Origin of the sequence: Lysobacter sp. ISL-50 (genome assembly GCF_018612875.1) — a bacterium.
Taxonomy (GTDB): Bacteria; Pseudomonadota; Gammaproteobacteria; order Xanthomonadales; family Xanthomonadaceae; genus Lysobacter.
Genome location: NZ_JAGGRI010000029.1, coordinates 50,205 through 75,607, shown reverse-complemented (window position 1 = coordinate 75,607; position 25,403 = coordinate 50,205). Strand labels below are relative to the sequence as shown.

Here is a 25,403-nt window from a genome sequence, read left to right as displayed (position 1 = left end):
CAATGCCGGATCGGCGCGCCCGGCCGCGCGCCTTCAGTCCGCCGCCGCCTCGTCCTGCAACTGCTTGGCCCGCGCATGGCCCAGGTAGCCGTGGATCCACACCCGCAGCAGATAGATCAGCGGGATCATCGCCACCGCGGCCAGCATCTTGTAGACGTAGTTGACCGAGCCGATCGCCAGGAATTGCGGGATCGGCCAGTGCTGCGGGCCGAGCACGAAGGCGATGTACAGCACCACGAAGCTGTCCACCAGTTGCGACACCGCGGTCGAGCCGGTCGCGCGCAGCCAGATGTGCTTGTCGCCGGTGACGCTGCGGATGCGGTGGAACACCGCCACGTCGATCAGCTGGCCGAGCATGAAGGCCACCAGCGAACCGCCGATGCTCCACATGCCCTGGCCGAAGATCGCCGCGAACGCGGCCTGATAGTCCGGCACGCCCTGCGCCTGCGCGGCCTTGACCCACCAGCCGGCCGGCGCCAGCGCGATCGCGGCGAAGGCGAACAGGAAGCCGTATGCGATCAGGATCGCCGCCAGCCAGGAAATCATGCGCACGCCGCGACGGCCGAAGAATTCGTTGATGACGTCGGTCATCAGGAACACCACCGGCCACAGCAAGGTGCCGGCGGTGAAGTTCAGCGAACCGCTCTGGCCGAACAGATTCCATTGCAGCGGCGCGATCCCGAGCGTGTCTTCCAGGGCGAAGATCTTCACCCCGATGAACTCGGCCAGCGCGGCGTTGACGCAGAAGAACGACGACAACACGATGAACAATCGCAGCGAGCGATCCTGCAAGGTACGCGTGCCTTCGCCGGTGGCGAAGGGGATGCTGGATTCGCCTGCGCTCATCGTTTCGGCCTCACGCGGTAGATCACCCCGCTTTTGTCGTCGGTGAACAGGAAGCTGTCGCGGCCGGTGCGCAGCACGTCGCAGGGACGGCCGAGCACCTTGCCGTTCGCCAGGAAGCCGGTGACCAAGTCGCCGCCGCTGCGCCCATCGGCCTTGACCCGCACCAACCGGTAGCCGTGATTGAGCGCGAGCTTGCTGGCGCCGTGCAGCGCGACCACGTACTCATCGCGCAACTGGCCGTTGTCGCTCGCCGGAAACCAACCGAAGCCGAGTGCGGAAGCGTGAGAGGGAAAATACGAGAACGTCTTCGGCGCATTCGCGCAGCCGCTCTTGCGCGGAAACTTGGGATCGGCCGTAACCTTGCCGTTGCTGTAATAGCAATACGGCCAGCCATAGTCCGCGCCGTCCTGCACCACGAACATGGTTTCGTCCGGCTTCTGGTCGCCCAGGTGGTCCGAGCCTTGGTTGGTCGCGAACAGCTTGCCGTCGCGGTAGAGCAGACCGACCGCGTTGCGCAGTCCGCTGGCGTAGATGCGGCGGCGGCTGCCGTCGGGGTTCATTTGCACGATCGCCGCGCGCACGTCTTCTTTCTCGACGCAGGCATTGCAGCTGCTGCCGACCGCGACATAGAGCTTGCCGCCGCCGAAAGCCAGGGTGCGGGTCAGATGCCAGCCGCCGTATTTGTAGCTCAGGCCGTAGTCGGGAAAGCTCGCCAGCGCTTCGGGCTCCGAGGACGGCTTGAGGTCGCCGTTGCGGTAGCGATAACGCAGCAGCTTGTCGGTGTTGGCCAGGTACAGCCAAGACTGCCCGGCCGGATCGGTATAGAACGCCACGCTGTTGGGATTGCGCAGCTTGTCGAGATACACCGATACCTTTGTGTAGCGCTCGGTCTTCTCGTCCCAGCCGTCCAGCGCGTACACGCGGCCGAGCTTGTTGTCGCTCAGATCGTGCATGTCGGTGACGAACAGGCGGCCGTCGGGGCTGCGGGCGAAGAAGCGCACGCGCTTGAGGCCTTGCACCACCGGCACGATGTCCAGGTTGGCGGGCAGGTTGAGATTGAAGCTGCGGCCGTCGTCGAGCTTGACCGGATGCGGCGTCAGCGCCGTGGTCGGCGCGGCGAGGGCGGCGCCGGCCAGCAGCGCGGTCGCGGCCGCCGCCGCGCGCAACGCGGAAACCAGGGCAGGCATCATGCGGGAGTATCCGTATCGGTCGCCGCGCTGGCGGCGGGAGCGGAGAAGGGAATCGTCGCCGGCGACACCGCGCCGCCGGAGATGATGAAGCTCATCGCCTGATCGACGGTCCAGTCGGTCGGGGTGATCAGTTCCACCGGCACGATTTCCAGATAACCGGAGGTCGGATTGGGCGTGGTCGGCACGTACACCGCGGCCAGTTCGCGGCCGGTGCCTTCCTCGCGCATGACCTTGGTGACGAAGCCGATCGACTTCATCTGGTTGTGCGGGAAATCCACCAGCACCACGCGCTGGGTGCCGTCGGGCTTGGTCTGCAGGATGTCGAGCAACTGCCGTGCGCTGCCGTAGATGGTGTTGGCCAGCGGGATGCGCTTGATCAGCGACTCGAACCAGCGCAGCACGGTCTGGCCGACCACGCGCCGCGCCATCGCGCCGGACAGCAGGATCACGCCGATCGTCGCGGCCAGGGCGATGGCGGTCTGCACCCACTGATCGTTCAACCAGCCCAGCGCTTGCGGCGAGGCCGTGGCGAGATTGTTGAGCAGCGGCCCGATCAGTGGCCGGCTGGTGTCGGAGAGCAGCACGAACACGAATTTGACCACCACCCAGGTCAGCCAGATCGGCAGCAGGGTGAGAAGGCCGGTGAGGAACAGGCGTTGCAGGTTGGACGAGCGCATGGGCTCGATTGTAGGGGACGACGGCGGGCGTGGGTTCGGGCGATGTGGGGGTAATCCCCCGCGCCGGTGGAGGATGGCGTTGCAGGGAGTTGCGCAGGGCGCTCGCCCCCTTTTTCAAAGTGGGCGATGAGTAACGCGCTCGATCACAGGGACGACCCGCGCCAGCCGTCGCCCACTTTCACAGGAGCGACCTGCGCCAATCGTCGCCCACTTTGAAAAAGGGGGCGAGCGCCCTGCGCCAATACGAAGTCCAGAAAAACCAAAGGCGCGGGGGATTCGCTCCGCGCCCAACCTCAGCGTTCGCGCACCAAGCGGAACCCGACGTCGTCGTACCCGCGCCCCGCGCTCAGCGGCCGCTGCGGCGTCCCGCTGCGCCAGGAATTACCGCCGACCTGGCGCTGCTGGCAGTTGCGGCCGCAATCGGCCGACCACATCGACAGGGCGCGGCCGCTGCTGCCGGGCATGCGCTGCGCTTCTTCCGCGGTCGGCAGGCGATAACGGCGGCCGGTCTGCTGGCTGTACCACTGCGCATACGTCTCGGCGTCGGCGATCGACACGCACACCACCGGTTCGGATTCGGTCTGATCGAAGCCCGGCGCCTTCCAGTCCTTCGGCGCGATCATCCGCAGCAGCGACACGCGTTCGCGGCACAGCGCCGGCGAACGCTGGTGAGCGCTGGCGAAACGCGCGTACTCGCCGCGGCTGACCGGACGCGGATTGAAGCTCACCGCCACGCTGGCGGCCGGGGAAATCGCGCTGGTGCTCAGGCCGCGCGCGACGCTGCCGTCGCCGGCGATGCTGCGGGCCTGGGCGATCAACTTGCTGGACGCCGCGCGCGACAGTCCGAATTCGTCCGCCAGCGCGATCACTTTGCCGGCATCGGCGCCATCGCCGCGGCGGGCGGCCAGTTCCAGCCGCGCCTGCAAGGCCTGCTCGGCCTTCTCGCGCAGGCTGCGCTGGGCGTCGGAATCGGCGGTGCCGGTCTGCTGGCCCAGGGCGGTGGCGTTGACCAGATGTTCGCGCGCGCGCTGGTCGCGGCCTTCGCGCAGATCGCGTTCGAGTTCGTTCGCGAAGGCCTGCGTGAGTTCGGTGACCACCACCGCGACTTCCGGATTGGTGCTGTCCAGATGCCAGGCGGTCAACAGGCTGTTGTAAGCGTTGGCGTCGGCCGGCGAGGCCAGCCGCCCCTGCGCGATGTAGGTGCGCGCGGACTGCAGCGAGTCCTGCAGCGGCGCCTGCGGCAGCGGCGCCATCATCGCCTGGGTCGGATCGTTGTCGGTGGCGGCCGCGCTGGTCTTGTCGGCGGTGGCCGGATCGACCCGGAAGAAGCCGTCTTTCTCGACCCGGTTCAGCGCGAAGGCGATGGTGACCACGGCGATCGCGACCACCGCCAGCCCGGCCCAGGCCGGCGTGGCCCAGCGCTTGAGCGGGCGCAGGTGGCTCATCATGCGGCCGAAGCCGCTCATCTGACCGCGATGCTTGATCTCGGCCAGCGCCGTGGCCATTTCGGCGGCGTCGTCGAAACGTTGGTCGGGCTGCTTGGACAGCGCGCGGTTCATGAAACGCTGCCAGTGCTTGAGCGGCGGCGGCAGTTTCGGGATCGGGTTCTGCGCGTGCATCACCGCCATCGACAGCGCGTCGGGCGCTTCGAACGGCAGGCGGCCGGTGAGCATTTCCCAGCACAGCACGCCCAGGCTGTAGAGATCGGCGCGGCCATCGACTTCTTCGCCGCGCGCCTGTTCCGGCGCCATGTAGGCGGTGCTGCCCACGGCCAGGCCGGTGGCGGTCATGCGCGCGCCGAAACCGCGGCGCAGGGCGATGCCGAAGTCGGCCAGCAGCGGGCGCTCGGTGACGTCGAACAGGACGTTCTCGGCCTTGACGTCGCGATGCACGACGCCGCGCGCGTGCGCGTACTCCAGCGCCGACAGCAGCGGCTCCATGATCGAGATGACGTCGGCTTCGCCGCGCGCGAAGCCCTGCTCGATGCGCTTGCCCAGATGGCCGCGCGGCAGGAACGGCATGGCGTAGTAGGGCAGGCCGTCGCGGGTGCGGCCGACTTCGTGGATGCTGACCACGTGCGGGTGTTCCAGCCGCGCGATGGTGCGCACTTCGTTTTCGAAGCGGCGGCGGCTGACCTCGTCGGCCAGCGCGTGCGGCAGCATGATCTTGATCGCCACTTCGCGCCCAAGCGCGCTCTGCTCGCCCAGGTAAACCGTGGACAAGCCGCCGTGGTTGATGATCCGGCTCAACCGGTAGCCGGGGATCTCCGGCATCGGCGCGCTGATTGCATCGGTTTGCGGTGTGACGTTCGACATTCGCGGCCCCGTGTCGCGACTGTGCAGCATAGCGCTGCGGCAGTGCCCGCGTGACGCGTAGTGTGGCTTTTCTGTGGCTTTATTTACAAGCCTGTATGCGGGGCTGCCGTACTTCCCGGGCGTGCAACGAATGTTGGCTTGCGTCTCATTGCGACCCCGCGCGGGCACGCCAACGACGGCATTCAGCGGTCGCGCTTGCGCCGCACGTACAGCTGTTTGCGGACTTTGGCCACTACTTCGCCGCTGGCGTCGGTGATGTCGGTGTCGAACCAGCGCAGGTATTTGTCGCCGCCGGCGGTGGCCTCGCGCAGTTCGCGCAGCACCTCGTCGTTCAGGTCGAACTGGGCGCGCACGGTGCCGCGGCCGGGTTTGACGAATTCGATGGCGCCGGCGCGGTCCCAGACGATGTAGTCGCGGCCCAGCGCGTTCATCGCCAGCAGCATCCAGAACGGGTCGGTCATCGAGAACAGGCTGCCGCCGAAATGGGTGCCGACGTAGTTGCGGTTCCACGGCCGCATGCGCAGCTCGACGGTGGCGTGGCGGTAGTCGGGCGCGATCTGGGCGACGTGGATACCGGAAAACAGGAACGGCGGCCACAGGTTCAGGCCGTGTCGCAGGGTCGAGGCTTTCATGCGGGCGCAGGTGGGGAAGGCCTGCCTAGCCTGCCATACGGTGGCGTATAGTCAAGTCTCGCGGCGGCTTCGATGGATTCGGGCCGCCGCGAATGTGGCGCGCCGGCCTGCGCCGGGCGCCGCCGCCGGCTCAGAACAGCAGCGAGGACATCTTGCGCCGGTACTTGCCGACCAGGTCTTCGTCGGCGACCACCCGGAACGCGTCGATCAGGGCCTTGCGCGGCAGGCCGTCCTGGAAGGCGCGGTCGCGGCGCAGCATTTCGATGAACTGCTCCAGGCCGGGCTCGTCGCGGCCGGCGGCGATCAGGCGCGCGCCCAGCAGGTAACGCGCCTGCAGGTCTTCAGGTTGAGCGGCGACCGCCGCTTCCAATGTCGGCACCGGCGGCGCGTCCTTGCTGGCGGCGATGAAGCCCAGGCGGGCGCGGGCGCGCAGGCTGCGGTCGTCGGTGGCCAGGTTGGCGGGCAGGGCGTCGAGCAGTTGTTCGGACTCGTGCGCCGCGCCCGTGTCGAGCAGGGCCAGGGCCAGGTCGAGCCGCAATTCGGCCTTGTCCGGCTGCTCGGCCACCTCGTGGCGCAGGCGCACGACTTCGGCGTGCGGGTCGAGCGCGGGCGCTTCGGCTTCCACGGGCTCTTCCACCGGCGCGGCGGCCGGCTCGATGCCGTGGTGCTTGAGGAATTCGCGCACCGCGCTTTCCGGCAGCGCTTCGGCGAAACCGTCCACCAACTGCCCGTCCTTGACCAGGAACACGGTCGGGATCGAGCGGATCTGGAACGCCGCGCCGAGCTGCTGCTCGGCCTCGACATCGACCTTGGCCAGTTCGAACGCGCCGTGGTATTCGCCGGCCAGCTTTTCCAGGATCGGGCCGAGGGTCTTGCACGGCTGGCACCATTCCGCCCAGAAATCGATCAGGACCGGCGTCGTCAGCGATTTCTGCAGGACCTCGTCCTGGAAGCGGTCGGCGGTGGCGTCGAAGACGTGGGGTTTGGCGGGTGCGGTCATCGGCTGGCTCGTGAGGCGGTGCGGGGTCGAAACCCGAAGTGGGGGCGATGCGCGCGTCAGGCAAGCCATGGCCCGGCCGGCGCGCGCCGCGGCAGCGCACGCTAGCATGTCGCGATGAAACGCTCATCGAAACCGGCCGCCGCCGCGGCCGCGAATTCCACCGTCGGCGATGCCGCGCCCGCGTCCGGCGCGCGCGCGCTGGCCTTGGCCGCGGCGCTGTGTTGCGTGGCGGCCTTGCTCGGTTTCGGCGCGGCGCTCGACGGCTATTCGCAATGGCTGCATCCGCCGGGCTTGCTCGGCGCGCGCGGCATCGAGCGCGCGCTGGCGTTCAATCTGCTGGTCTATATCGGCCCTGGGTTAGTGATGGCCTGGGTCGCATGGCGATTGCGCGATGCGCTGCAGGCGCGGGGCGCGTCGGCGCGGATCGGCGCATGGCTGTGGCTGTGGTCGGCGCTGGCCTGGGCGGCGCAGGGCGTGGCGGCGCTCGATCCGCGTGATCTGGACGCGCAGGCCAGCCGTTTGCACGCGCTGGCATGGCTGCTGTGGTGGCTGGCGTTCGTGCCGGGCGCGCTGTTGCTGGCGCGGGCGACGCTGGCGGCGCCGGCATGGCGGCGTTTGGGCGCGATCGCGCTGGCCGCGGCGGCGGTGCTGACCTTGGCGATCGTCCTGGCCGATCTGCGCATGGCGCCGTCGGCGCCGGCGCAGCGCGTGGCGCTGCTGGCGTGGCTGGCGGCCTATGTCGCCGCGGCGTGGCCGCGGCGCGGATCGGCGGGATGAGCGCGCGCCGTCGGGTGTCGCGGCGCGCGAATCCGTCCCGGCTTGCGCCGCGACGCGCGGGCGATCAACTCGCGCAGGTCCTGCGCTGACACATGCGGAACATCACATCGCATTCCAACTGCGGGCCGGGCCAGTTGTTCTGATTGTCGAGGATGCATTGCTGGCGCTGCGCCTCGCAGTCGCAGGGCTCGCTGGCCCGCGGCGTGGCGGTGAACCGAAAGCGGCGGTGGCGATCGCGATCGCCAGGAGAGTGCTGCGCTGCCATGCGATGTGCATCGGTCATTCCTTGGACGATGCGGCGGCGGTCGCCGCCGAGGAAGTGGTGCCGATGCCGCAACAAGGCCAGTCGTGACCGGCGCCCATCGCGGAACGAATTCCGCATAGGCCTTGTTGCGGCAACGGCGAAACTTGGCATCGGCTCAGGGGCAGGCGCTCACGAGGCATCGATCGAACGACGCCCGGCAAGCGGCCTCGCGCGCCGGCGTGGCTGCGTGCGTCTGGCAGAACGGGCATCGCCCCGCGGCCTGCGAGGGCGTGGCGATGAACGCCGCGGCGAAGCCGAAACAACCCGCCGCCCGCGCGGCGATCAACGACCAGGATTTCATGCGAACTCCTTTTCCCAGGGGCGCGAACGATCCGGGTGGATGCGACGGTGACGTTCGTCCGCGCGGACGTGATCCGGTCTCATGACTTATGTCACGGCGTCGCCATGATCGCCGTGACCGCGCTCACGGGCGCGGCAATGCGCGGTCGCTCGGCGCCGTCGCGCTGGCCAAACTGAGGACTCGGTCGGAACAGCGCCCGCTCACAGCGCCTGCTTGTAGACCTGCCCGTCCTTCATCACGAAATCGACGTTCATGACCGTGTTGATGTCCTCGACCGGATCGCCCTTGACCGCGACGATGTCCGCGCGCTTGCCCGCTTCGATCACGCCCTGATCGTCCACGCCCAGCACTTCCGCGGCGCGGATGGTCGCGGCCTGCAGGGCCACCGACGCGGGAATGCCGGCTTCGACCATGTACAGGAATTCGCGCGCGTTATCGCCGTGCGGGCCCACGCCCATGTCGGTGCCGAAGGCGATCTTGACGCCGTTCTTGTACGCGTTGGCCGCGGTCTGCTGGATCAGCGCGCCGATCCGCGCGGCCTTGGGCCGCACCACTTCGGGAAAATAGCCGTCGAGCTTGGCCTTGTCGGCGACGAAGCGGCCGGCGTAGATGGTCGGAACGTACCAGGTGCCTTTCTGTTTCATCAGCGACATGACCTCGACATCCATGTAGGTGCCGTGCTCGATCGAGGTGACGCCGCCGAGCACCGCGCGCTTCATGCCCTCGGTGCCGTGCGCATGCGCGGCGACGCGATAGCCGTAGTCGTTCGCGGTATCCACGATCGCTTTGACTTCCTCCACCGTGAACTGCGGCGCGTCGCCGGAGCGCGCATAGCTGAGCACGCCGCCGGTGGCGGTGATCTTGATGACGTCGCTGCCTTCCTTGTAGCGCTGGCGCACGGCCTGGCGCGCATCGTCGATGGAATTGATCACGCCCTCGGTCGGGCCGGGCGGGCCGATCAGGTGCGAGAGCGCGTCGTTGTAGCCGTTGGTGGGATCGGCATGGCCGCCGGTGGTGGCGATGGACTTGCCGGCCGCCCAGATGCGCGGGCCATCGACCAGTCCCTGGTTGATCGCGTCGCGCAGGTGCGGCGCCACTTCGCCGCCCAGGTCGCGCACGCTGGTGAAGCCGGCCAGCAGGGTTTTCTTCGCGTAGCCGACCGAGCGGAAAGCGAAGTCGGTGTCGTCAAGGCGGAAGCCTTCCGAGTAGCTCTGCGGGCTGGATTGCGAACTCATGTGCACGTGCAGATCGGTCCAGCCGGGCGTGCAGGTGTGCTGGGACAGATCGATCGCGCGCGCGCCGGGCGCTTCGCCGCGGCCGTCGAGGATCTTCTCGATCTTGCCCTCGCGCACGACCACGGTGCGCGCCGACAGGATTTTGCCGCTGCGCGCATCGAACAGGCGTCCGCACTGCAAGGCCACCGGCTCGGCGGTGGCGACGGCGGCGTGGACGGGCGCGGCGAATGCGCCGGCGCTGGCGGCGAGAACGATCGATACGGCGACGGACAGGCGGGTCATGAACAATTCCGGCTGAGTGCGGGCGTGGGCGCCCGGAGATTCGCCGCGCGGCGCGCAGGACGAATCGCGATGTGCATCGACGAGGGGAGCCGCGCCAACGGGCCCCTGCGCGACTCTGCCGAAGCCGTCGCAGCATGCAAGCCGGGCCGGCGACGGGTCAACGTGACTAACGTACTAGTCGGCGCGTTGCGCAGTCGCGACCGCCCCGGCCTTGCCCGCGCACGGCCGCCGGCGCGAACACGCTGGCGTATGGTCGGTGGGCCGAAGCGCTCGCGGCCGGGCGCGATCCCGATTCCGTAACCGGGTTGGCCAAAAAACCTCGCCGCGACGGTTGCGGGCGGTTGTCAGCGCGGCCGGGGCTGCGCAAGGTGGGCGCCGGCAGGGAGCCATTACGGACCGGGGGTTCCAGGCCATCGCCACGTCTGTCCGGTTCACTACAGCGAGTCGATATCTTTATGAGCAAGTTGATCTGTCCGGCCCTGATCGTGGCCGCCTGCGTTCTGTCCTTCGCCGTCAACGCGGCCGAGCGTAAATCCGCGTCGGTGGCGGGCGTTATCGTCAGCTCCGACATCTTCAAGCCCTTGCCCCAGCCGTGCCCGCTGGGCAAGAGCGAGCAGGTGATCTACGACAAGTCGGGCCGGCCGATCGCGCGCGTTTGCGTGTGAGTTGAGGTTCCCGGGCGCCCGCCCGCCGCGAACCGGAGCGCCGACCGCGCTCCGGTTCGCGGAATGAACGAACCGCGATTTCGCCCGCCGGTGGCCTCGCCGCGCGCGATCCTCGCGGCGCGGTCGCGGGCCCGGGCGGGCCCGGATCGCGGAATCGCGCCCATCGACCGGCGCCGGTGCGTGGCGGGCTTTTGTGCGCTGCGGTAGGCTTGCCGGTCCTGTCCCATTGCCATTACCTGCCTGTGTCCGACGCCGCCCCCGCCCCGAACGACCCCCAGAACGATCCCCTGGCCTTCGAGCCCGGCCTGATCGAAGCCGCCGCGCAACGTTTCTGGGACGGCACGCGCGCGTTCGAGGTCGATGAGCGCTCGGACAAGCCCAAGTACTACTGCCTGTCGATGCTGCCGTACCCCTCCGGCGCGCTGCACATGGGCCACGTGCGCAACTACACCATCGGCGACGTGATCAGCCGCTACAAGCGCATGACCGGCTTTAATGTGCTGCAGCCGATGGGCTGGGACGCGTTCGGCCTGCCGGCGGAAAACGCCGCGATCAAGAACAACACCGCGCCGGCGAAGTGGACCTACGCCAACATCGCCCACATGAAGGCGCAGCTCAAGACGATGGGCTATGCCATCGACTGGTCGCGCGAATTCGCCACCTGCACGCCGGACTACTACGTCCACGAGCAGCGCATGTTCGTGCGGCTGATGAAGCAGGGCCTGGCCTACCGCAAGAACTCGGTGGTGAACTGGGACCCGGTGGATCAGACCGTGCTGGCCAACGAGCAGGTCATCGACGGCCGCGGCTGGCGTACCGGCGCCTTGGTCGAGAAGCGCGAAATCCCGCAGTGGTTCCTCAAGATCACCGACTACGCGCAGGAACTGCTCGACGGCCTGGACACGCTGCCGGGCTGGCCGGACGCGGTCAAGACCATGCAGCGCAACTGGATCGGCCGCAGCGAAGGCCTGGAAATCCGCTTCGACGTGCGCGACGAAGCCGGCAACCCGGTCGAGCCGCTGACCGTGTTCACCACGCGTCCGGACACGCTGATGGGCGCGAGCTTCGTATCGATCGCCGCCGAGCACCCGCTGGCCGCGCACGCCGCCCGGACCGACGCCGACCTGGCCGCCTTCATCGCCGAACTGCGCAAGGGCGGCGTGTCCGAAGCCGAACTGGAAACCCAGGAGAAGCGCGGCCGCGACACCGGCCTGCGCGCGATCCACCCGGTCACCGGCGAGCAAGTGCCGGTGTACGTGGCCAACTTCGTGCTGATGAACTACGGCACCGGCGCGGTCATGGCTGTGCCCGGCCACGATCAGCGCGACTGGGAATTCGCCAAGCGTTATCACCTGCCGATCAAGACCGTGATCGTGCCCGACGCGGTGCGCGACGCGCTGGCGGAAATCGCCGGCGACATGGCCAGGCACAAGGACCCGATGAGCAGCGCGCTGGGCAGCGCGCCGTCGCTGGACGTGTACGAAACCAGCGCCGCGGTGCAGGTGGTCGAGGAGTTCCAGAATTCGATCCAGGAACAAGGTCCGTGGACCGAGCGCGGCTGGCTGGTCAATTCCGGCGAATACGACGGCATGGATTTCCAGCAGTCGCTCGATGCGCTGGCGGCGCGGTTCGAAGCCGAAGGCCGCGGCAACCGCCGGGTCAACTTCCGTCTGCGCGACTGGGGCGTGAGCCGCCAGCGTTATTGGGGCTGCCCGATCCCGGTGATCCTGTGCGCCAAGTGCGGCGACGTGCCGGTGCCGGAAGACCAGTTGCCGGTGGTGCTGCCGGAAGACGTGGAATTCAGCGGCGTGGCCTCGCCGATCAAGGCCGACCCGCAGTGGCGCAAGACCACCTGCCCGAACTGCGGCGGCGCGGCCGAGCGCGAGACCGACACCTTCGACACCTTCATGGAGTCGAGCTGGTACTACGCCCGCTACACCTCGCCGGGCGCGGCCCAGCAGGTGGACGAGCGCGCCAAGTACTGGACCCCGGTGGATCAATACATCGGCGGCATCGAGCACGCGATCCTGCACCTGATGTACTTCCGCTTCTATCACAAGCTCATGCGCGATCAGGGGCTGGTGAACAGCGATGAGCCGGCGATCAACCTGATGACCCAGGGCATGGTGATCGCGGATGCGTTCTACCGCGGATCGAAGGGTTCGGAAGAATGGTTCAACCCCGCCGATCTGGATTTGACTCGCGATGAGCGAGGCCGGATTGTCGCCGCCACGCTCAAGGCGGATGGTCTGCCGGTCGAGATCGGCGGCACCGAGAAAATGTCGAAGTCGAAGAACAACGGCGTCGATCCGCAGTTGATGGTCGGCAAGTTCGGCGCCGACACCGTGCGCCTGTTCTCGATGTTCGCCGCGCCGCCGGACCAGTCGCTGGAGTGGAACGAAGCCGGCGTCGAAGGCATGGCGCGGTTCTTGCGCCGCGTGTGGGTGTCGGTGCACAAGCACGTCGCCGACGGCGCCGCGCCGGCGCTCGACCTGACGGCGCTGGACCCCGCGCAGAAGGTCCTGCGTCGGCAGTTGCACGAAGCGATCCAGAAGGTCGGCAACGATTACGGCCATCGCCACAGCTTCAACACCGCGATCGCCGCGGTGATGGAACTGCACAATCACCTGTCCAAGTTCGACGACGCCAGCGGCAACGGCCGCGCGCTGCGTCAGGAAGCCTTGACGGCGATCGTGCTGCTGCTCAACCCGATCACCCCGCACACCAGCCACGCGCTGTGGCAGGTGCTGGGGCACGGCGAGACCTTGCTGGAAGACCTGGCGTTCCCGCAGGCCGATGCGTCGGCGCTGACGCGCGATTCGGCGACGCTGGCGGTGCAGGTCAACGGCAAGCTGCGCGGGACCATCGAGGTCGCGGTGAATCTGCCCAAGGACGAGGTCGAGCGCTTGGCGCTGGCCGAGCCGAACGTGGTCAAGTACATGGGAGGGCTGACCGTGCGCAAGGTGATCGTGGTGCCGGGGAAGATCGTCAATATCGTTGCTTCGTAAGCTGCGGGGCGGGAGAGCGAATCCCCCTCGGTCCCCCTTTTTCAAAGGGGGAAGACAAGCACGGTGTTGCGGCACGACATCCCACCCAGATCGCACCACACCCACCCGAAGCATCCCCCCTTTGAAAAAGGGGGGCAGGGGGGATTCGCTCTTCGCCCCAAATCTCAATCGAGCCCCCCATGCCCGCCATCCTCTACTGCCACCCCGACTCCGGCTTCAGTTACAAAGCCGCACTCGCCCTGCGCCTGCTCGGCATCGACTTCGAGCAGCGCCACGTCAACATCCGCATCCCGCGCGACCAGCGTTCGCAGGAATTCCGCGACCTCGCCGCGCACGGCGAAATCCCGGTGCTGCTGATCGACGACCTGGTGCTGTGCCAGTCCAACGTGATCCTGGATTACCTCGCCACCCGTCAGGACGCCCTGGGCGAGGGCGCACGCCGCCTCGACGGCGCCGACACCGGGCAGCGGCTGCACGTGCGCGAATGGCTGTCGTGGGAAGCCAACCGCATCAGCCTCAACCTCGCCCATTCGCGCTACGGCCGCCAGTTCGGCAGTTACGACCCGGCCGTGCTGGCGTGGTACGACCGCCGCTCCGTCGCCGACCTCGACCGCCTGCAGCAGCAGCTGAGCCTGACGCCGTGGCTGGCCGGGCCGGCGCCGACCATCGCCGATGTGGCCTGCATGGGCTATCTGTGCTTCACGCAAGAGCCTTGGGCGCAGGACGCCGGCGTCGCCATGCAGTCCTGGGCGCAGCGCTGGCCGGCGCTCGCGGCCTGGTACCAGCGCGTGCTGGCGCTGCCGGGCGCGCAGAGCGCGCAGGACCTGTTCGCCGGGTACGAACTGCGCTACTGACCGGCGTTGCGCGCGATCTGTGCGCGTCGTCGCCGGCCTCGCAGCCTCGGCGTGATCCCGCGCGCATCGCCGCGCCGCTTCGCATCGTTCGGGCCCTGCACGGTTCAGTCTTCCTATTGATGCCCGCAGCCGCCTCGTCCAGACTTCGCCCATGACTCCTCGCTCCCTTCTTACCCGCACCTCGCTCGCCGCGCTCGTGCTGACCCTGTCGGCCTGCGGATTCCAGCTGCGCCAAGCCCTGGTCCTGCCGCCCGATCTCGGTCCGGTGCGGGTGGTCTCGGCCGACCGCTACAGCCCGCTGGCCGAATCGCTGGCCCAGGCCCTGACCCGCGCGGGCGCGGTGCCGGCGCAGCCGGACTCGAGCGAAGTCGCCGTCCTCGACCTGTTGTCCGAGCGCTGGGGCGATACCCCGGCCGCGCTCGACGAGCTCGGCCGCGTGCAGGAATACAGCCTGCGCTACGCGGTGGTGTTCGAGCTGCGCAAGGCCGACGGCAAGGCGCTGGTCCCGCGCCAGAGCATCGAGCTGTCGCGCGACTACGTGTCCAACCCGACCAACGCCATCGGCACCGAAGGCGAGCGCGAAATCCTGATGCGCGAAATGCGCCGCGAGATGAGCGCCGCGGTGCTGCGCCGGGTCGGCGCGGTCAGCGAACGGCGTTGAGCCGCTCGCGTCCGCCGCATCCGTCCCGCCGGCGCTAGCCTGCCGCCATGGAACTCACCCCCGAGCGCCTGCTCGCCCAGCTCGACCAGGAAGCGCTGCGTCCGGTCTACCTGATCGCCGGCCCGGAACCGCTGCGCGTGCTCGAAGCCGCCGACGCGGTGCGCGCATCCGCGCGCAAGCAGGGCATCGCCGAACGCGAAATCTTCGAAGCCGAAGGCAATCAGCGCGAGCCCGACTGGAACGCGATGTCGGCCTCGTTCCGCGCCCCCAGCCTGTTCGCCAGCCGGCGCCTGCTGGAACTGCGCCTGCCCACCGGCAAGCCGGGCAAGGAAGGCGCCGAGGTCATCAGCGACTTCTGCGCCGATCCGCCCGGCGATGTCAGCCTGCTGATCACCGCCGGCGAATGGAGCAAGCAACACGGCGGCAAGTGGAGCGAAAACGTAGCCAAGGTCGGGCATGTGGCCGTGGCCTGGGCGGTAAAGCCGCACGAACTGCCGGACTGGATCGAACGCCGCCTGCGCGCGCGCGGCCTGCGCGCCGAGCGCGACGCGGTGCAGAGCCTGGCCGACCGGGTCGAGGGCAATCTGCTTGCCGCGGCGCAGGAAGTGGACAAGCTCGCGCTGTTGTCCGATGGCGAAACGCTTACCGTCGATCGCATGCAGGCCCTGGTCGCCGATGCCGCGCGCTTCGACGTGTTCCGGGTGCTGGACGCGGCCATGAACGGGCAGGGCGCGCAAGTCTCGCGCATGCTCGCCGGCCTGCGCGCCGAGGGCGAAGCGGTGCCGGCTCTGCTCGGCATGGTGGTGATGGAACTGCAGCGCACCGCCGCGCTGGCGCGGGTCGCCGCGCGCGGCGGCAATATCGCTTCGGAATTCAAGGCGCAGCGGATCTGGGACTCCAAGCAGCCCATGTACCGCCGCGCCCTGCAGCGCCACGACGCGCGCCGCTGGGAAGGCCTGCTGGCCCAGGCCGGCCGGGTCGATCGCATGGCCAAGGGCCGCGAAGCCGGCGACGCCTGGGTGGCGCTGGAACGCCTGCTGCTGGCGGTGGCCGAACCGCGCGCGCTGCGGCTGCTCTCGGTTTCGGCCGTCTGAGCCGCGCTGCGCCATGAGTCTGCTCGTTTTCTACGGCGGCACCTTCGATCCGATCCACGACGGCCATCTGGCCATCGCCCGCGCCGCGCGCGACGCGCTGGCCGCGCGGGTGCGGCTGATGCCGGCCGCCGATCCGCCGCATCGCGCGCCGCCCGGCGCCAGCGCCGAGCATCGCGCGCGGATGCTGGACCTGGCCGTGGCGGGCGAACCCGATCTGGTCGTCGATCGCCGCGAACTGCGCCGCGACGGCCCGTCCTACAGCGTCGAGACCCTGCGCGAAATCCGCGCCGAAGTCGGCCCCGGGCAACCGCTGGCGCTGCTGGTCGGCGCCGACAGCTTTCTCGATCTGCCCAAATGGCGCGAATGGCAGGCCTTGTTCGAACTGGCCCATTTCGTCGTCGCCGAACGTCCCGGCAGCCCGCTCGACAGCGAGCGTGTCGAAGCCATCGCAGCCAATCGCGAGACGGCCGAAGTGGACGCGTTGCGCGGCGCCCCGGCCGGGCGGGTCTATCGCCTCCATCAGCCGCTGTACGCCGAATCGGCCAGCCAGGTCCGCCAGTTGATCGCCGCCGGACAGGCCTGGCAGCCGTTCGTGCCGGCGCCGGTGGCCGCCTACATCGAACGCCATGGTTTGTACGGGGTGCCGATCCAGCGCGGAGCGGTAGTCTGAGCGGCCGTTCTGGGCCGTCTCAGGGGCGCCCGATCCGGGCCCGCGCGTCTGTGCCGCGCGATCCGCACGCTGTCGCATGGCCCTTCGGTATAATCCCGGCACATCTCCCGCATTAACGAGCCGCATCCTCTTGACCAGTCAAGCCCAAGTCATCAAGACCCAGCTGCCGAACCCGCCGCCGCCGATCGAACTCCTGCTCAAGACGGTCCACGCTGCGGTCGAAGAACTCAAGGCCAAGGATGTCGTCGAAATCGATGTGCGCGGCAAGAGCAGCGTTACCGATTTCATGGTCGTCGCCTCCGGCACCTCGACCCGCCACGTCAAGTCGATCGCCAACGAAGTCGTCAAATTCGCGAAGAATCTCGACGTCATGCCGCTGGGCGTGGAAGGCGAGCGCGAGGCCGAATGGGTGCTGGTCGACCTCGGCGACGTGGTCGTGCACGTCATGCTGCCGCGCGTGCGCGAGTTCTATGCACTCGAGCGCCTGTGGACGGTCGGCGACCAGCCGCCGCCGCCGGAAGGCTACGAAGGCAAGTTCGAGACCGACGACGAAGATCGCTTCTGATCCGTCCGGCGCGTTTCGCACGCCACCCACGACGGCGCCTTCGGGCGCCGTCGTCGTTTCTGGCGGGCGCTATCCGCATCGGCCCGCGCCGCCGCGCGCAAAGAAAAAGGGCGCCGATGGCGCCCTTTTTCGTCGCATGTCGATCGAGCCGTCAGTTGCGCGACTGCAGCTTCGACAGCAGGCGCAGGAACTCGATGTACAGCCACACCAGCGTGACCATCAGGCCGAACGCGCCGTACCACTCCATGTACTTCGGCGCGCCTTGCTCGACGCCGGTTTCGATGAAGTCGAAGTCCAGCACCAAGTTAAGCGCGGCGACTACGACGACGAACAGGCTGAAACCGATCCCGATGATCCCCGAGTCGTGGATGTACGGAATGTTGATGTTGAACATCCGCAGCACGATCGACGCCAGATAGAGCAGGGCGATGCCGCCGGTGGCCGCGACCACGCCGAGCTTGAAGTTCTCCGTTGCCTTGATCAGGCCCGTGCGGTAGGCGGCCAGCAGCGCGAACAAGGTGCCGAAGGTCAGCATCACTGCCTGGATCACGATGCCCGGAAAGCGCGCTTCGAAGATCGAGGAAACCGCGCCGAGAAAGAAGCCCTCGACCAGCGCGTACAACGGCGCGGTCACCGGCGCCCAGGTCTTCTTGAAGGTGGTGATCAGGGCCAGGATCAGGCCGCCGATCGCGCCGCCCCACAGGTACGGCGCCCCGCCGACCACGCCCTGTTCGGTGATCTGCACCTGGCTCCAGGCGAAGGACGCGGTAAGCACCGTCAGCAGGAGCAGGAAGCCGGTCTTGTTGACCGTACCGTTCAGGGTCATCACCTGATCGCCGCCGCGCACCACGGTGCCGGTGCCGAGGTCGAGGAAGGTGGATTCCTTCAATGCGGGATTGCCGCTGCGCATCATGGTCGTGCTCCTTTTTGAAACGCATCGCCGGGGCTGGCCGATACTTGAGAATGGGTACTAATTGGGGCTGAAGCATACACGGCGCAAGCGCGGCCGATGCCGGCGAAGACGTGTCTATCTGTGTTGGCGTTCAAACCGATTCGCAACGGCCGCACGGACAGGATTGACAGTGTCCGGACTGCCGCCCACACTATGCGGCCTTTCGCGGCATTGGCGTGCAACGGAAGTCCCGGCTCGGGGTATAGCTCAGCCTGGTAGAGCGCCAGCTTTGGGAGCTGGATGTCGTGGGTTCGAATCCCTCTGCCCCGACCATCCATAGCATCAGGGCGGACGTCAGTTAAGATTCAACTCTGGCGCCCGTAGCTCAACCGGATAGAGCACCGGCCTTCTAAGCCGGTGGTTGTGGGTTCGAGTCCCGCCGGGCGCGCCACGTTTTGTATTAAGATTCGCGGTAGGCAAGTCGTTTCACCCCGCAAGTGTTTATGGTGGATGTAGCTCAGTTGGTTAGAGCACCGGATTGTGATTCCGGGGGTCGCGGGTTCAAATCCCGTCTTCCACCCCAAATTTCTAGTTGTGCGGCACGCAGTAGTTCGTTATAGTGTCGCTCCGGTTTTATCGGGCTGTTAGCTCAGTTGGTAGAGCAGTTGACTCTTAATCAATAGGTCCAAGGTTCGAATCCTTGACAGCCCACCAAATTGAAAGGCCTCTGGAGCGATCCAGGGGCCTTTTTCTTTGCCTCGAAAAACTCACGGCGTCTGGCGGTCGGCGCAACAGGCGGCGTTGCATGTCTTGGTGCGTGGCGCTCATGCATGACGCGTTGCGCGAACTCGGCAGATCGCTCGCGCTGCGGCCGCGTTGAAGGCCGCTCGGCTGACTTTGTTCCTGACGCATAGCGATCCGCGTTTTCGGTCGCTGCCGGATCGATCGGAGTGCGCACGCCCATGCAAAGGGCAGGGTGACTAATGCCACGTTCTCGAATCGGTAGGGCGTGTGCTGTGATGTCGGCGCGAACTCACACGGCCCCAGTCCCGGCGCACTGGCGCGGGCTCATTCCAGGATCGACGCCATGCCGAACCCTTTGCGCACGATGGTTCTTCTCGCAGCGCTTGCGGCGCCCGTTTTCGCTCATGCGCAGCCGCTGCATGGGCCGGAAATCCGCATCGACGATGTCACCCGCTTCTATGCGCTGTACGACGCCACCGGCGGCCATCCGACCGTAGAGCAGATCCAGAGCGACTACCTCGCCAAGGGCACGCAGAGCTTGAGCGAATTCGCCGCGGCCAGGCGCGTCACCGCGCAGCGCATCGCCGAGCAGTTGGCCAGCGATCCGGCGATGTACGAAAAGGCCAAGCGGTGCCTGAGCGCGCTGCCGGCGGTCAAGCGCCGGCTCGCGGGGACGTTCCGCACGCTCTCGTCCCTGTATCCCCAGGCCCGGTTTCCGCCGGTGGCCATCGTGGTCGGCCGCGGCCGGCCGGTGGGAATCACCAATCCCGCGGGCGTCACCATCGGTCTGGAAGCGCTGTGCTGGGCGGATTTCATGAATCCGAATCCGGAAGATCGCTTCGTCCATGTGATCGCTCACGAATACGCCCACATCCAGCAGCGCGCATCCACCGATTTCGAGAAAGGCGATCCCAACGCCACGGTGCTGCGGCTCGCGATGGCCGAAGGCGTGGCCGAGCTCATCGCCGAGGTCACTTCGGGCAATGTCGCCAATGCGCGCCATGCCGAGTGGACGCGCGGCAAGGAGGCGCAGATCGAAACCAAGTTCGTGCGCGAAATGGACAGCACCGATCTATCCGACTGGTTCTTCAACTATCGCAAGGGCTCGGACGAGCCCTACGACCTGGGTTACTGGGTCGGCTACCGGATCGCGAAGTCGTATTACCTGCAAGCCGGCGATCGCAAGGCCGCGCTCAAACGCCTGATCGAGCTCGAAGATCCCAAGGCGTTTCTCGCGCAGAGCGGATGGACGCCGGGCATGCGACTGCCGGCGTCGGCCGCCGGCGGGGACTGAGCGAGCCGGCGTTCGAGCGACCGGCTTCGCGCAACAGCGATTCGTCTTGGCGGGAGTGAGGCGCCGGTCAGCCGAAGCGGTCGGCCAGGGCGTCGGTCGCGCTCACCAGCACATCGACGATCGCCGGGTCGGCCGCGCTGTGGCCCGCCAGCACGATGCGAAGCTCGGCTTCCGGCCACGCCGCGGCCAGATCGACCGCGCTCTTGACCGGGCAGATCATGTCGTAGCGACCCTGCACGATCGTCGCCGGAATATGGCGGATGCGGCCGACGTCGCGCAGCAGCTGATCCGGCTCCAGGAAGATGTCGTGGCGGAAGTAGTGCGCTTCCGCGCGCGCGACGCTGATCGCCACGTCCGGCTGTTCGAAACTGCCCGGTTCTAGCGGATCGTGGATCAAGGTCGTGCTGCCGCCTTCCCAATAGCCCCAGGCGAGCGCCGCGGCCAGGCGCACCGCCGGGTCGTCGCTGTCGAGCCGGCGCCAGTAGGCCTCGGTCAGGTTGTCGTGTTCTTCTTCCGGGATGTGCGCCAGGTAATGCGCCCAGCGTTCCGGGAACACCCAGCGCGCGCCGCCGTCGAGTTCGTTGAACCAGCGCATCTCGCCCGGCCGGCCCAGGAAAATTCCGCGCAACACCAGTCCGAGCACGCGCTCGGGATGGGCCTGCGCATAGGCCAGCGAGAGCGTGGAGCCCCACGAGCCGCCGAACACCGCCCAGCGTTCGATGCCGAAATGCGCGCGGATGGTTTCGATGTCGGCGACCAGATGCTGCGTCGTATTGTCGCGAAGCTCGGCATGCGGCGTGGACTTGCCGGCGCCGCGCTGATCGAACAACACGATGCGATAGCGCTTGGGATCGAAGAAGCGGCGGTGATAGGGCGACACGCCCGCGCCGGGGCCGCCGTGCAGGAACACCACCGGCAGGCCGTCGGGATTTCCGCATTCTTCCACGTGCAATTCGTGCAGATCGCCGACGGCGAGGCGATGGGTCTGGTACGGCTCGATCTCGGGGTATAGCTCGCGCACGGCGGAGGCTCCGTTGGGTTTGCGCGAGCATAGCCGCGCCGGTCGGCGAACAGAATCCGGATGCCGCGGCTGCGTGCTGGCTTGCGATGGCGGCGGTGCAGGGCGCGCGCGGCGATCGTCTTGCGGATGATTGGGGGCGCAGGCGATTTTTTACCGGCGCATGGCTAGAATGCGACGGCCGCATCGCACGATGCCGGCCCATGCGAAAGTGGCGGAATTGGTAGACGCACTGGATTTAGGTTCCAGCGGGTAACCCCCGTGCGGGTTCGAGTCCCGCCTTTCGCACCAAGGCGTCTGGTCTAAAGACCATCCGCCTTGAATGCCCCAATGGCCGGTCACCCCGGCCGAGCTCCTAGCCGGCAGGGCGGGCTGCCCTCGCGGCCGCTGTGCGCCGCCGCCCCAGCCGGCCGCACCGCCGTCTCACCATCTCAAGATTCAGTCCGGTAGCGCTGGCCGCGATCACCCCACGCCACAAACCCGGCCCAGCCCCCGATTTAGCCCTCAAAACCGGCCAATCGCCCGCAAAACCCTATCCATGGCGGATTTGCGGCCCTTTAACGCTGGCAGCGGCGACCTTTATCGGCCAAACTAGCAAGTTCCGCTGGCCGGCGAGCTTTTCGCAAGGACTGGCGGCCGGACAAGATCATCAACATCGTCGCTGCGGCAAGTGCCGTGGTCGCAGGAGTGGATATGCAAGTTTCGCTCGAATCGCTGGGCTCGCTGGAACGCCGACTGACCTTCAGCCTCCCGGCCGAGAATCTGGAAAACCAGGTCGGCGGCCGCCTGCGCGAAATCGCGCGCGGCGCCAAGATCAAGGGCTTCCGCCCGGGCAAGGTGCCGACCAAGGTCATCGAGCAGCGCTTCGGCGCCCAGGTCCGCGCCGAAATCCTCGATGGCATGCTGCGCGAAAGCTTCAGCAACGCCGTGCGTGAAGAAAAGCTGCAGATCGCGGGCAACCCGCGCATCGAGCCGGCGGTGGAAAGCGGCGAGACGCTTTCGTATACCGCCACCTTCGAAGTCGTGCCGGATTTCGGCGACATCGACGTCGCTAAGCTGGAGATCACCCGCCATACCGCGGAGGTGACCGACACCGACATCGACGCGATGATCGAAAACCTGCGCTTGCAGCGCCGCACTCTGACCACGGTCGAGCGTCCGGCGCAGGAAGGCGACGTGGTCGAAGTGGAAACCTGGACCGAAGTGGACGGCGTGCGTCTGCCGGCCGAGGGCGCCGAGTACGGCAGCACCCAGATCGGCTCGGGCGCGATGTTCAAGCCGCTGGAAGACGCCATGGTCGGCGTCAAGGCCGGCGAAGAGAAGATCGCCGAAGTCGAGTTCCCGGCCGATTGGCGCGCGGCTGAAGTCGCCGGCAAGACGGCCAACGTGCACCTCAAGCTCAATCACGTCTCCGAGCCGGTGCTGCCGGACGTGGACGATGCCTTCATCAAGAGCTTCGGCGTCAAGAGCGGCGATGCCGAGCAGTTCCGCAACGACATCCGCACCAACCTGGAGCGCGAGCTCAAGGGCGCGCTGATGACCCGCCTGCGCCGCGAAGTCGGCGAGCAGCTGGTCAAGGCCTACGAATCGGTGGAAATGCCGCCGAAGCTGGTCGAGAACGAAGCCCGCGACATGGTCTGGCAGACCGTCGAGCAGGCCCGCCGCCAGGGCCGCCAGATCGAAGCGCCGGCCGACGCTCACCTGAACTACATGGACGCCGCCCGCCAGCGCGTGCTGGTCGGCTTGCTGGTCGGCGAGATCGCCCGCCGCAACGAGCTGCGCCTGGAGCCCAAGCGCGTCAACGAGACCCTGCGCCTGATCGCCTCGACCTACGAGGAGCCGCAGCAGGTGATCGACCTGTACCGCAACGACCAGCAGCTGATGGCCGGCCTGCAGAACCGGGTGATGGAAGAGCAGGTGATCGACTGGATCGCCGAGCGCGCCCAGCACACCGAGCAGCCGTTGTCGTTCAGTGAAGCGATCCGCCCGAGCTGACCTTCGCGCGGCCCGCGGCGAAGGCCGCGGGCCGTCGCCGTATGCGGCCCGGGCGGCCCGCTACGGGGCTGTCCGAATCGGGCACGCTCAGCGGCTTCGCCACATTTAGCAATCGCGCCTCTTGCGCTGCGGTCCGGCCGGCCCCAAGTTGGCCGGACCGCGCTGCGTTAATCAAGCGCACTTCTACGTCAGCCAATAGGTGCCGTTGAACATGGATAACCGAACCAAAGCCCTCAACCTGGTGCCGATGGTGGTCGAGCAGACCAGCCGCGGCGAGCGCGCCTACGACATCTATTCGCGCCTGCTCAAAGAGCGCGTGATCTTCCTCGTCGGCGGCGTGGACGACCACGTGGCCAACGTGATCGTCGCCCAGATGCTGTTTCTCGAGGCGGAAAACCCCGAGAAGGACATCAACCTCTACATCAACTCCCCGGGCGGCGTGGTCACCGCCGGCATGGCGATCTACGACACCATGCAGTACATCAAGCCCGACGTGAGCACCATCTGCATCGGCCAGGCCGCCAGCATGGGCGCGCTGCTGCTCGCCGCCGGCGCCAAGGGCAAGCGCCTGGCGCTGCCGAATTCGCGCGTGATGATCCACCAGCCGCTGGGCGGCTTCCAGGGTCAGGCGACCGATATCGACATCCACGCCCGCGAGATCCTGACCCTGCGTCAGCGCCTCAACGAAATCCTGTCCAAGCACACCGGGCAGGCCCTGGAGACCATCGCGCGCGACACCGAGCGCGACAACTTCAAGAGCGCCGAGGCCGCGCGCGATTACGGCCTGATCGACCAGGTGCTGGAACGCCGCCCGGAAGATTCGGTCCAGGCCTCCTGACCGGCGCCGATCAGCGACCGGACATGACACGCAAACCCTTGATAGCGCTGGGGAACCCCCGGCGCGGCCCATCCTGCGGGGTGGGTCGGGGGCGCTGTGTTATTCTCGGATCGTCATAGCTGAATGAGTACTGGCGGCGCTTGCCGTCAAGCTCATTTGGGCATATTAAGAATCAAGCTTCACGACTGAGCAGCAACGGACCCCACCAAGCATGACCGACGATCGACAAGGACGCAGCACGGGCGACAGCAACAAGATCCTGTATTGCTCGTTCTGCGGTAAAAGCCAGCACGAAGTCCGCAAGCTGATTGCGGGTCCGAGCGTCTTCATCTGCGATGAGTGCGTCGAGCTTTGCAACGACATCATCCGTGAAGAACTCGAGGAAAAGGCGCAGTCGGCACGCAGTCACCTGCCGAAGCCGCGCGAGATCCTGGAGGTGCTCGACCAGTACGTGATCGGCCAGCTGCGCGCCAAGCGCACGCTGGCTGTGGCCGTGTACAACCACTACAAGCGCATCGAAAGCCGCCAGAAGAACGACGACGTCGAATTGTCGAAGTCGAACATTCTGCTGGTCGGGCCGACCGGTTCGGGCAAGACGCTGCTGGCCGAAACGCTGGCGCGCCTGCTCAACGTGCCGTTCACGATCGCCGACGCCACCACCCTGACCGAAGCCGGTTACGTGGGCGAGGACGTCGAGAACATCATTCAAAAGCTTCTGCAAAAATGCGACTACGACGTCGAGAAGGCGCAGCAGGGCATCGTCTACATCGATGAAATCGACAAGATTTCGCGCAAGAGCGATAACCCGTCGATCACCCGCGACGTGTCCGGCGAAGGCGTGCAGCAGGCGCTGCTGAAGCTGATCGAAGGCACCATCGCCAGCGTGCCGCCGCAGGGCGGGCGCAAGCATCCGCAGCAGGAATTCCTGCAGGTCGATACGCGCAACATCCTGTTCGTGGTCGGCGGCGCGTTCGCCGGTCTGGACAAGATCATCCAGCAGCGCAGCACCGAGGCCGGCGGCATCGGTTTCGGCGCCAAGGTCAAGAGCAGCGAGCGCAAGATCGACATCGGCAAGATCCTGGCCGAAGTCGAGCCCGAAGACCTGATCAAGTTCGGCCTGATCCCCGAGTTCGTCGGCCGCCTGCCGGTGGTCGCCACGCTCGAGGAACTCGACGAAGCGGCGCTGGTGTCGATCCTGACCGAGCCCAAGAACGCGATCACCAAGCAGTTCCGCAAGCTGTTCGAGATGGAGAGCGTCGAGCTCGAATTCCGTCCCGACGCGCTCGCGGCGATCGCGCGCAAGGCGCTCAAGCGCAAGACCGGCGCGCGCGGCCTGCGCACCATCGTCGAGTCGGTGCTGCTGGACACGATGTACGAACTGCCGTCGCTGGAAAACGTCAGCAAGGTGGTCGTGGACGAGTCGGTGATCGAGCACAAGTCCGAGCCGTATCTGATCTATCAGACGCCGCCGGCGCAGCCCAAGGTCGCTTCGGCCGAGTAAGCCGAAGACGGATCAGAAGCAGTGAAAACGCCCCGGACCGCCGGG

General features: G+C 67.3%; 22 protein-coding genes and 5 tRNA genes. 18 read left to right on the top strand and 9 right to left on the bottom strand.

Going from position 1 to position 25,403, the window contains the following annotated elements; translation table 11 throughout:
* Positions 1–33: 33 nt before the first annotated feature.
* The 6 genes from J7J50_RS17385 to J7J50_RS17360 form a co-directional block, all read right to left on the bottom strand.
* Positions 34–846 carry a queuosine precursor transporter gene (locus tag J7J50_RS17385; RefSeq protein ID WP_215056044.1) on the bottom strand — a complete coding sequence of 271 codons (813 nt, stop codon included), beginning with the start codon at positions 844–846 and terminating at the stop codon, positions 34–36.
* Positions 843–2,036, bottom strand: coding sequence for a PQQ-dependent sugar dehydrogenase (locus tag J7J50_RS17380; RefSeq protein WP_215056043.1), 1,194 nt, complete (start codon positions 2,034–2,036; stop codon positions 843–845). The genes J7J50_RS17385 and J7J50_RS17380 overlap by 4 nt, the downstream gene beginning before the upstream one ends.
* The gene (locus tag J7J50_RS17375) at positions 2,033–2,713 is read right to left on the bottom strand and encodes a DUF502 domain-containing protein (protein ID WP_215056042.1); all 681 of its coding nucleotides are present in this window, start codon (positions 2,711–2,713) and stop codon (positions 2,033–2,035) included. Before J7J50_RS17375 ends, J7J50_RS17380 begins: the two co-directional genes overlap by 4 nt.
* A 293-nt stretch (positions 2,714–3,006) precedes the next feature.
* The gene (locus J7J50_RS17370; RefSeq protein ID WP_215056041.1) at positions 3,007–5,028 is read right to left on the bottom strand and encodes a bifunctional serine/threonine-protein kinase/formylglycine-generating enzyme family protein; all 2,022 of its coding nucleotides are present in this window, start codon (positions 5,026–5,028) and stop codon (positions 3,007–3,009) included.
* Positions 5,029–5,210: 182 nt separating this feature from the next.
* Complete coding sequence (locus tag J7J50_RS17365) at positions 5,211–5,660, bottom strand: DUF4442 domain-containing protein (RefSeq protein ID WP_215056040.1); 450 nt, start codon at positions 5,658–5,660, stop codon at positions 5,211–5,213.
* Between the two features lie 130 nt (positions 5,661–5,790).
* On the bottom strand, positions 5,791–6,660 hold the full coding sequence (locus tag J7J50_RS17360) for a tetratricopeptide repeat protein (protein WP_215056039.1): 870 nt from the start codon (positions 6,658–6,660) through the stop codon (positions 5,791–5,793).
* Positions 6,661–6,774: 114 nt separating this feature from the next.
* Here J7J50_RS17360 and J7J50_RS17355 point away from each other — a divergent pair, with 114 nt between their 5' ends.
* Positions 6,775–7,437 carry a DUF998 domain-containing protein gene (locus tag J7J50_RS17355; RefSeq protein WP_215056038.1) on the top strand — a complete coding sequence of 221 codons (663 nt, stop codon included), beginning with the start codon at positions 6,775–6,777 and terminating at the stop codon, positions 7,435–7,437.
* A gap of 157 nt (positions 7,438–7,594) precedes the next feature.
* Complete coding sequence (locus J7J50_RS17350; RefSeq protein ID WP_215063433.1) at positions 7,595–7,789, top strand: hypothetical protein; 195 nt, start codon at positions 7,595–7,597, stop codon at positions 7,787–7,789.
* 453 nt (positions 7,790–8,242) lie between these two features.
* Here the strand turns inward: J7J50_RS17350 and J7J50_RS17345 are convergent, their stop codons facing one another.
* The gene (locus J7J50_RS17345; RefSeq protein ID WP_251044584.1) at positions 8,243–9,559 is read right to left on the bottom strand and encodes an amidohydrolase family protein; all 1,317 of its coding nucleotides are present in this window, start codon (positions 9,557–9,559) and stop codon (positions 8,243–8,245) included.
* A gap of 455 nt (positions 9,560–10,014) precedes the next feature.
* Here J7J50_RS17345 and J7J50_RS17340 point away from each other — a divergent pair, with 455 nt between their 5' ends.
* The 7 genes from J7J50_RS17340 (at position 10,015) to rsfS (ending at position 17,076) form a co-directional block, all read left to right on the top strand.
* Positions 10,015–10,224: a hypothetical protein gene (locus tag J7J50_RS17340; RefSeq protein ID WP_215056036.1), complete on the top strand. Its 210-nt coding sequence runs from the start codon at positions 10,015–10,017 to the stop codon at positions 10,222–10,224.
* A gap of 287 nt (positions 10,225–10,511) precedes the next feature.
* A complete protein-coding gene (leuS, locus tag J7J50_RS17335; RefSeq protein WP_215056053.1) occupies positions 10,512–13,232 on the top strand; it encodes a leucine--tRNA ligase in 2,721 nt (906 codons plus the stop codon).
* Positions 13,233–13,411: 179 nt separating this feature from the next.
* Positions 13,412–14,086 carry a glutathione S-transferase family protein gene (locus tag J7J50_RS17330; protein WP_215056035.1) on the top strand — a complete coding sequence of 225 codons (675 nt, stop codon included), beginning with the start codon at positions 13,412–13,414 and terminating at the stop codon, positions 14,084–14,086.
* A 151-nt stretch (positions 14,087–14,237) separates the two neighbouring features.
* A complete protein-coding gene (gene lptE / locus J7J50_RS17325) occupies positions 14,238–14,747 on the top strand; it encodes an LPS assembly lipoprotein LptE (RefSeq protein WP_057943592.1) in 510 nt (169 codons plus the stop codon).
* Between the two features lie 47 nt (positions 14,748–14,794).
* Positions 14,795–15,841 carry a DNA polymerase III subunit delta gene (holA, locus tag J7J50_RS17320; protein WP_215056034.1) on the top strand — a complete coding sequence of 349 codons (1,047 nt, stop codon included), beginning with the start codon at positions 14,795–14,797 and terminating at the stop codon, positions 15,839–15,841.
* A gap of 13 nt (positions 15,842–15,854) precedes the next feature.
* Positions 15,855–16,511 (top strand): nicotinate-nucleotide adenylyltransferase, encoded by a 657-nt coding sequence (gene nadD / locus J7J50_RS17315; RefSeq protein ID WP_215056033.1) that lies wholly within the window; start codon positions 15,855–15,857, stop codon positions 16,509–16,511.
* Positions 16,512–16,641: 130 nt separating this feature from the next.
* Complete coding sequence (rsfS, locus tag J7J50_RS17310; protein WP_057943589.1) at positions 16,642–17,076, top strand: ribosome silencing factor; 435 nt, start codon at positions 16,642–16,644, stop codon at positions 17,074–17,076.
* Between the two features lie 151 nt (positions 17,077–17,227).
* Here rsfS and J7J50_RS17305 read toward each other — a convergent pair whose 3' ends face one another.
* Positions 17,228–17,986, bottom strand: a complete 759-nt coding sequence (locus tag J7J50_RS17305) for a Bax inhibitor-1/YccA family protein (RefSeq protein WP_215056052.1) — start codon at positions 17,984–17,986, stop codon at positions 17,228–17,230.
* Positions 17,987–18,224: 238 nt separating this feature from the next.
* On the opposite strand from J7J50_RS17305, the gene J7J50_RS17300 reads away from it, so the two are divergent.
* The 5 genes from J7J50_RS17300 to J7J50_RS17280 all read left to right on the top strand — a co-directional run bounded on the left by J7J50_RS17300 (position 18,225) and on the right by J7J50_RS17280 (position 20,006).
* A tRNA-Pro gene (locus tag J7J50_RS17300) sits at positions 18,225–18,301 on the top strand.
* 41 nt (positions 18,302–18,342) lie between these two features.
* Positions 18,343–18,419, top strand: a tRNA-Arg gene (locus J7J50_RS17295).
* Positions 18,420–18,474: 55 nt separating this feature from the next.
* Positions 18,475–18,551: transfer RNA gene (locus J7J50_RS17290), tRNA-His, on the top strand.
* Between the two features lie 55 nt (positions 18,552–18,606).
* Positions 18,607–18,682, top strand: a tRNA-Lys gene (locus tag J7J50_RS17285).
* 373 nt (positions 18,683–19,055) lie between these two features.
* Positions 19,056–20,006 (top strand): DUF2268 domain-containing putative Zn-dependent protease, encoded by a 951-nt coding sequence (locus tag J7J50_RS17280; RefSeq protein WP_215056032.1) that lies wholly within the window; start codon positions 19,056–19,058, stop codon positions 20,004–20,006.
* 67 nt (positions 20,007–20,073) lie between these two features.
* Here the strand turns inward: J7J50_RS17280 and pip are convergent, their stop codons facing one another.
* Complete coding sequence (gene pip / locus J7J50_RS17275) at positions 20,074–21,027, bottom strand: prolyl aminopeptidase (RefSeq protein ID WP_215056031.1); 954 nt, start codon at positions 21,025–21,027, stop codon at positions 20,074–20,076.
* A gap of 202 nt (positions 21,028–21,229) precedes the next feature.
* Here pip and J7J50_RS17270 point away from each other — a divergent pair.
* The 4 genes from J7J50_RS17270 to clpX all read left to right on the top strand — a co-directional run bounded on the left by J7J50_RS17270 (position 21,230) and on the right by clpX (position 25,358).
* Positions 21,230–21,315: transfer RNA gene (locus J7J50_RS17270), tRNA-Leu, on the top strand.
* Positions 21,316–21,717: 402 nt separating this feature from the next.
* A complete protein-coding gene (tig, locus tag J7J50_RS17265) occupies positions 21,718–23,019 on the top strand; it encodes a trigger factor (protein WP_215056030.1) in 1,302 nt (433 codons plus the stop codon).
* A gap of 211 nt (positions 23,020–23,230) precedes the next feature.
* The gene (clpP, locus tag J7J50_RS17260) at positions 23,231–23,857 is read left to right on the top strand and encodes an ATP-dependent Clp endopeptidase proteolytic subunit ClpP (protein ID WP_057945515.1); all 627 of its coding nucleotides are present in this window, start codon (positions 23,231–23,233) and stop codon (positions 23,855–23,857) included.
* 211 nt (positions 23,858–24,068) lie between these two features.
* A complete protein-coding gene (clpX, locus tag J7J50_RS17255) occupies positions 24,069–25,358 on the top strand; it encodes an ATP-dependent Clp protease ATP-binding subunit ClpX (RefSeq protein WP_057943585.1) in 1,290 nt (429 codons plus the stop codon).
* The last annotated feature ends 45 nt before the right edge of the window (positions 25,359–25,403 follow it).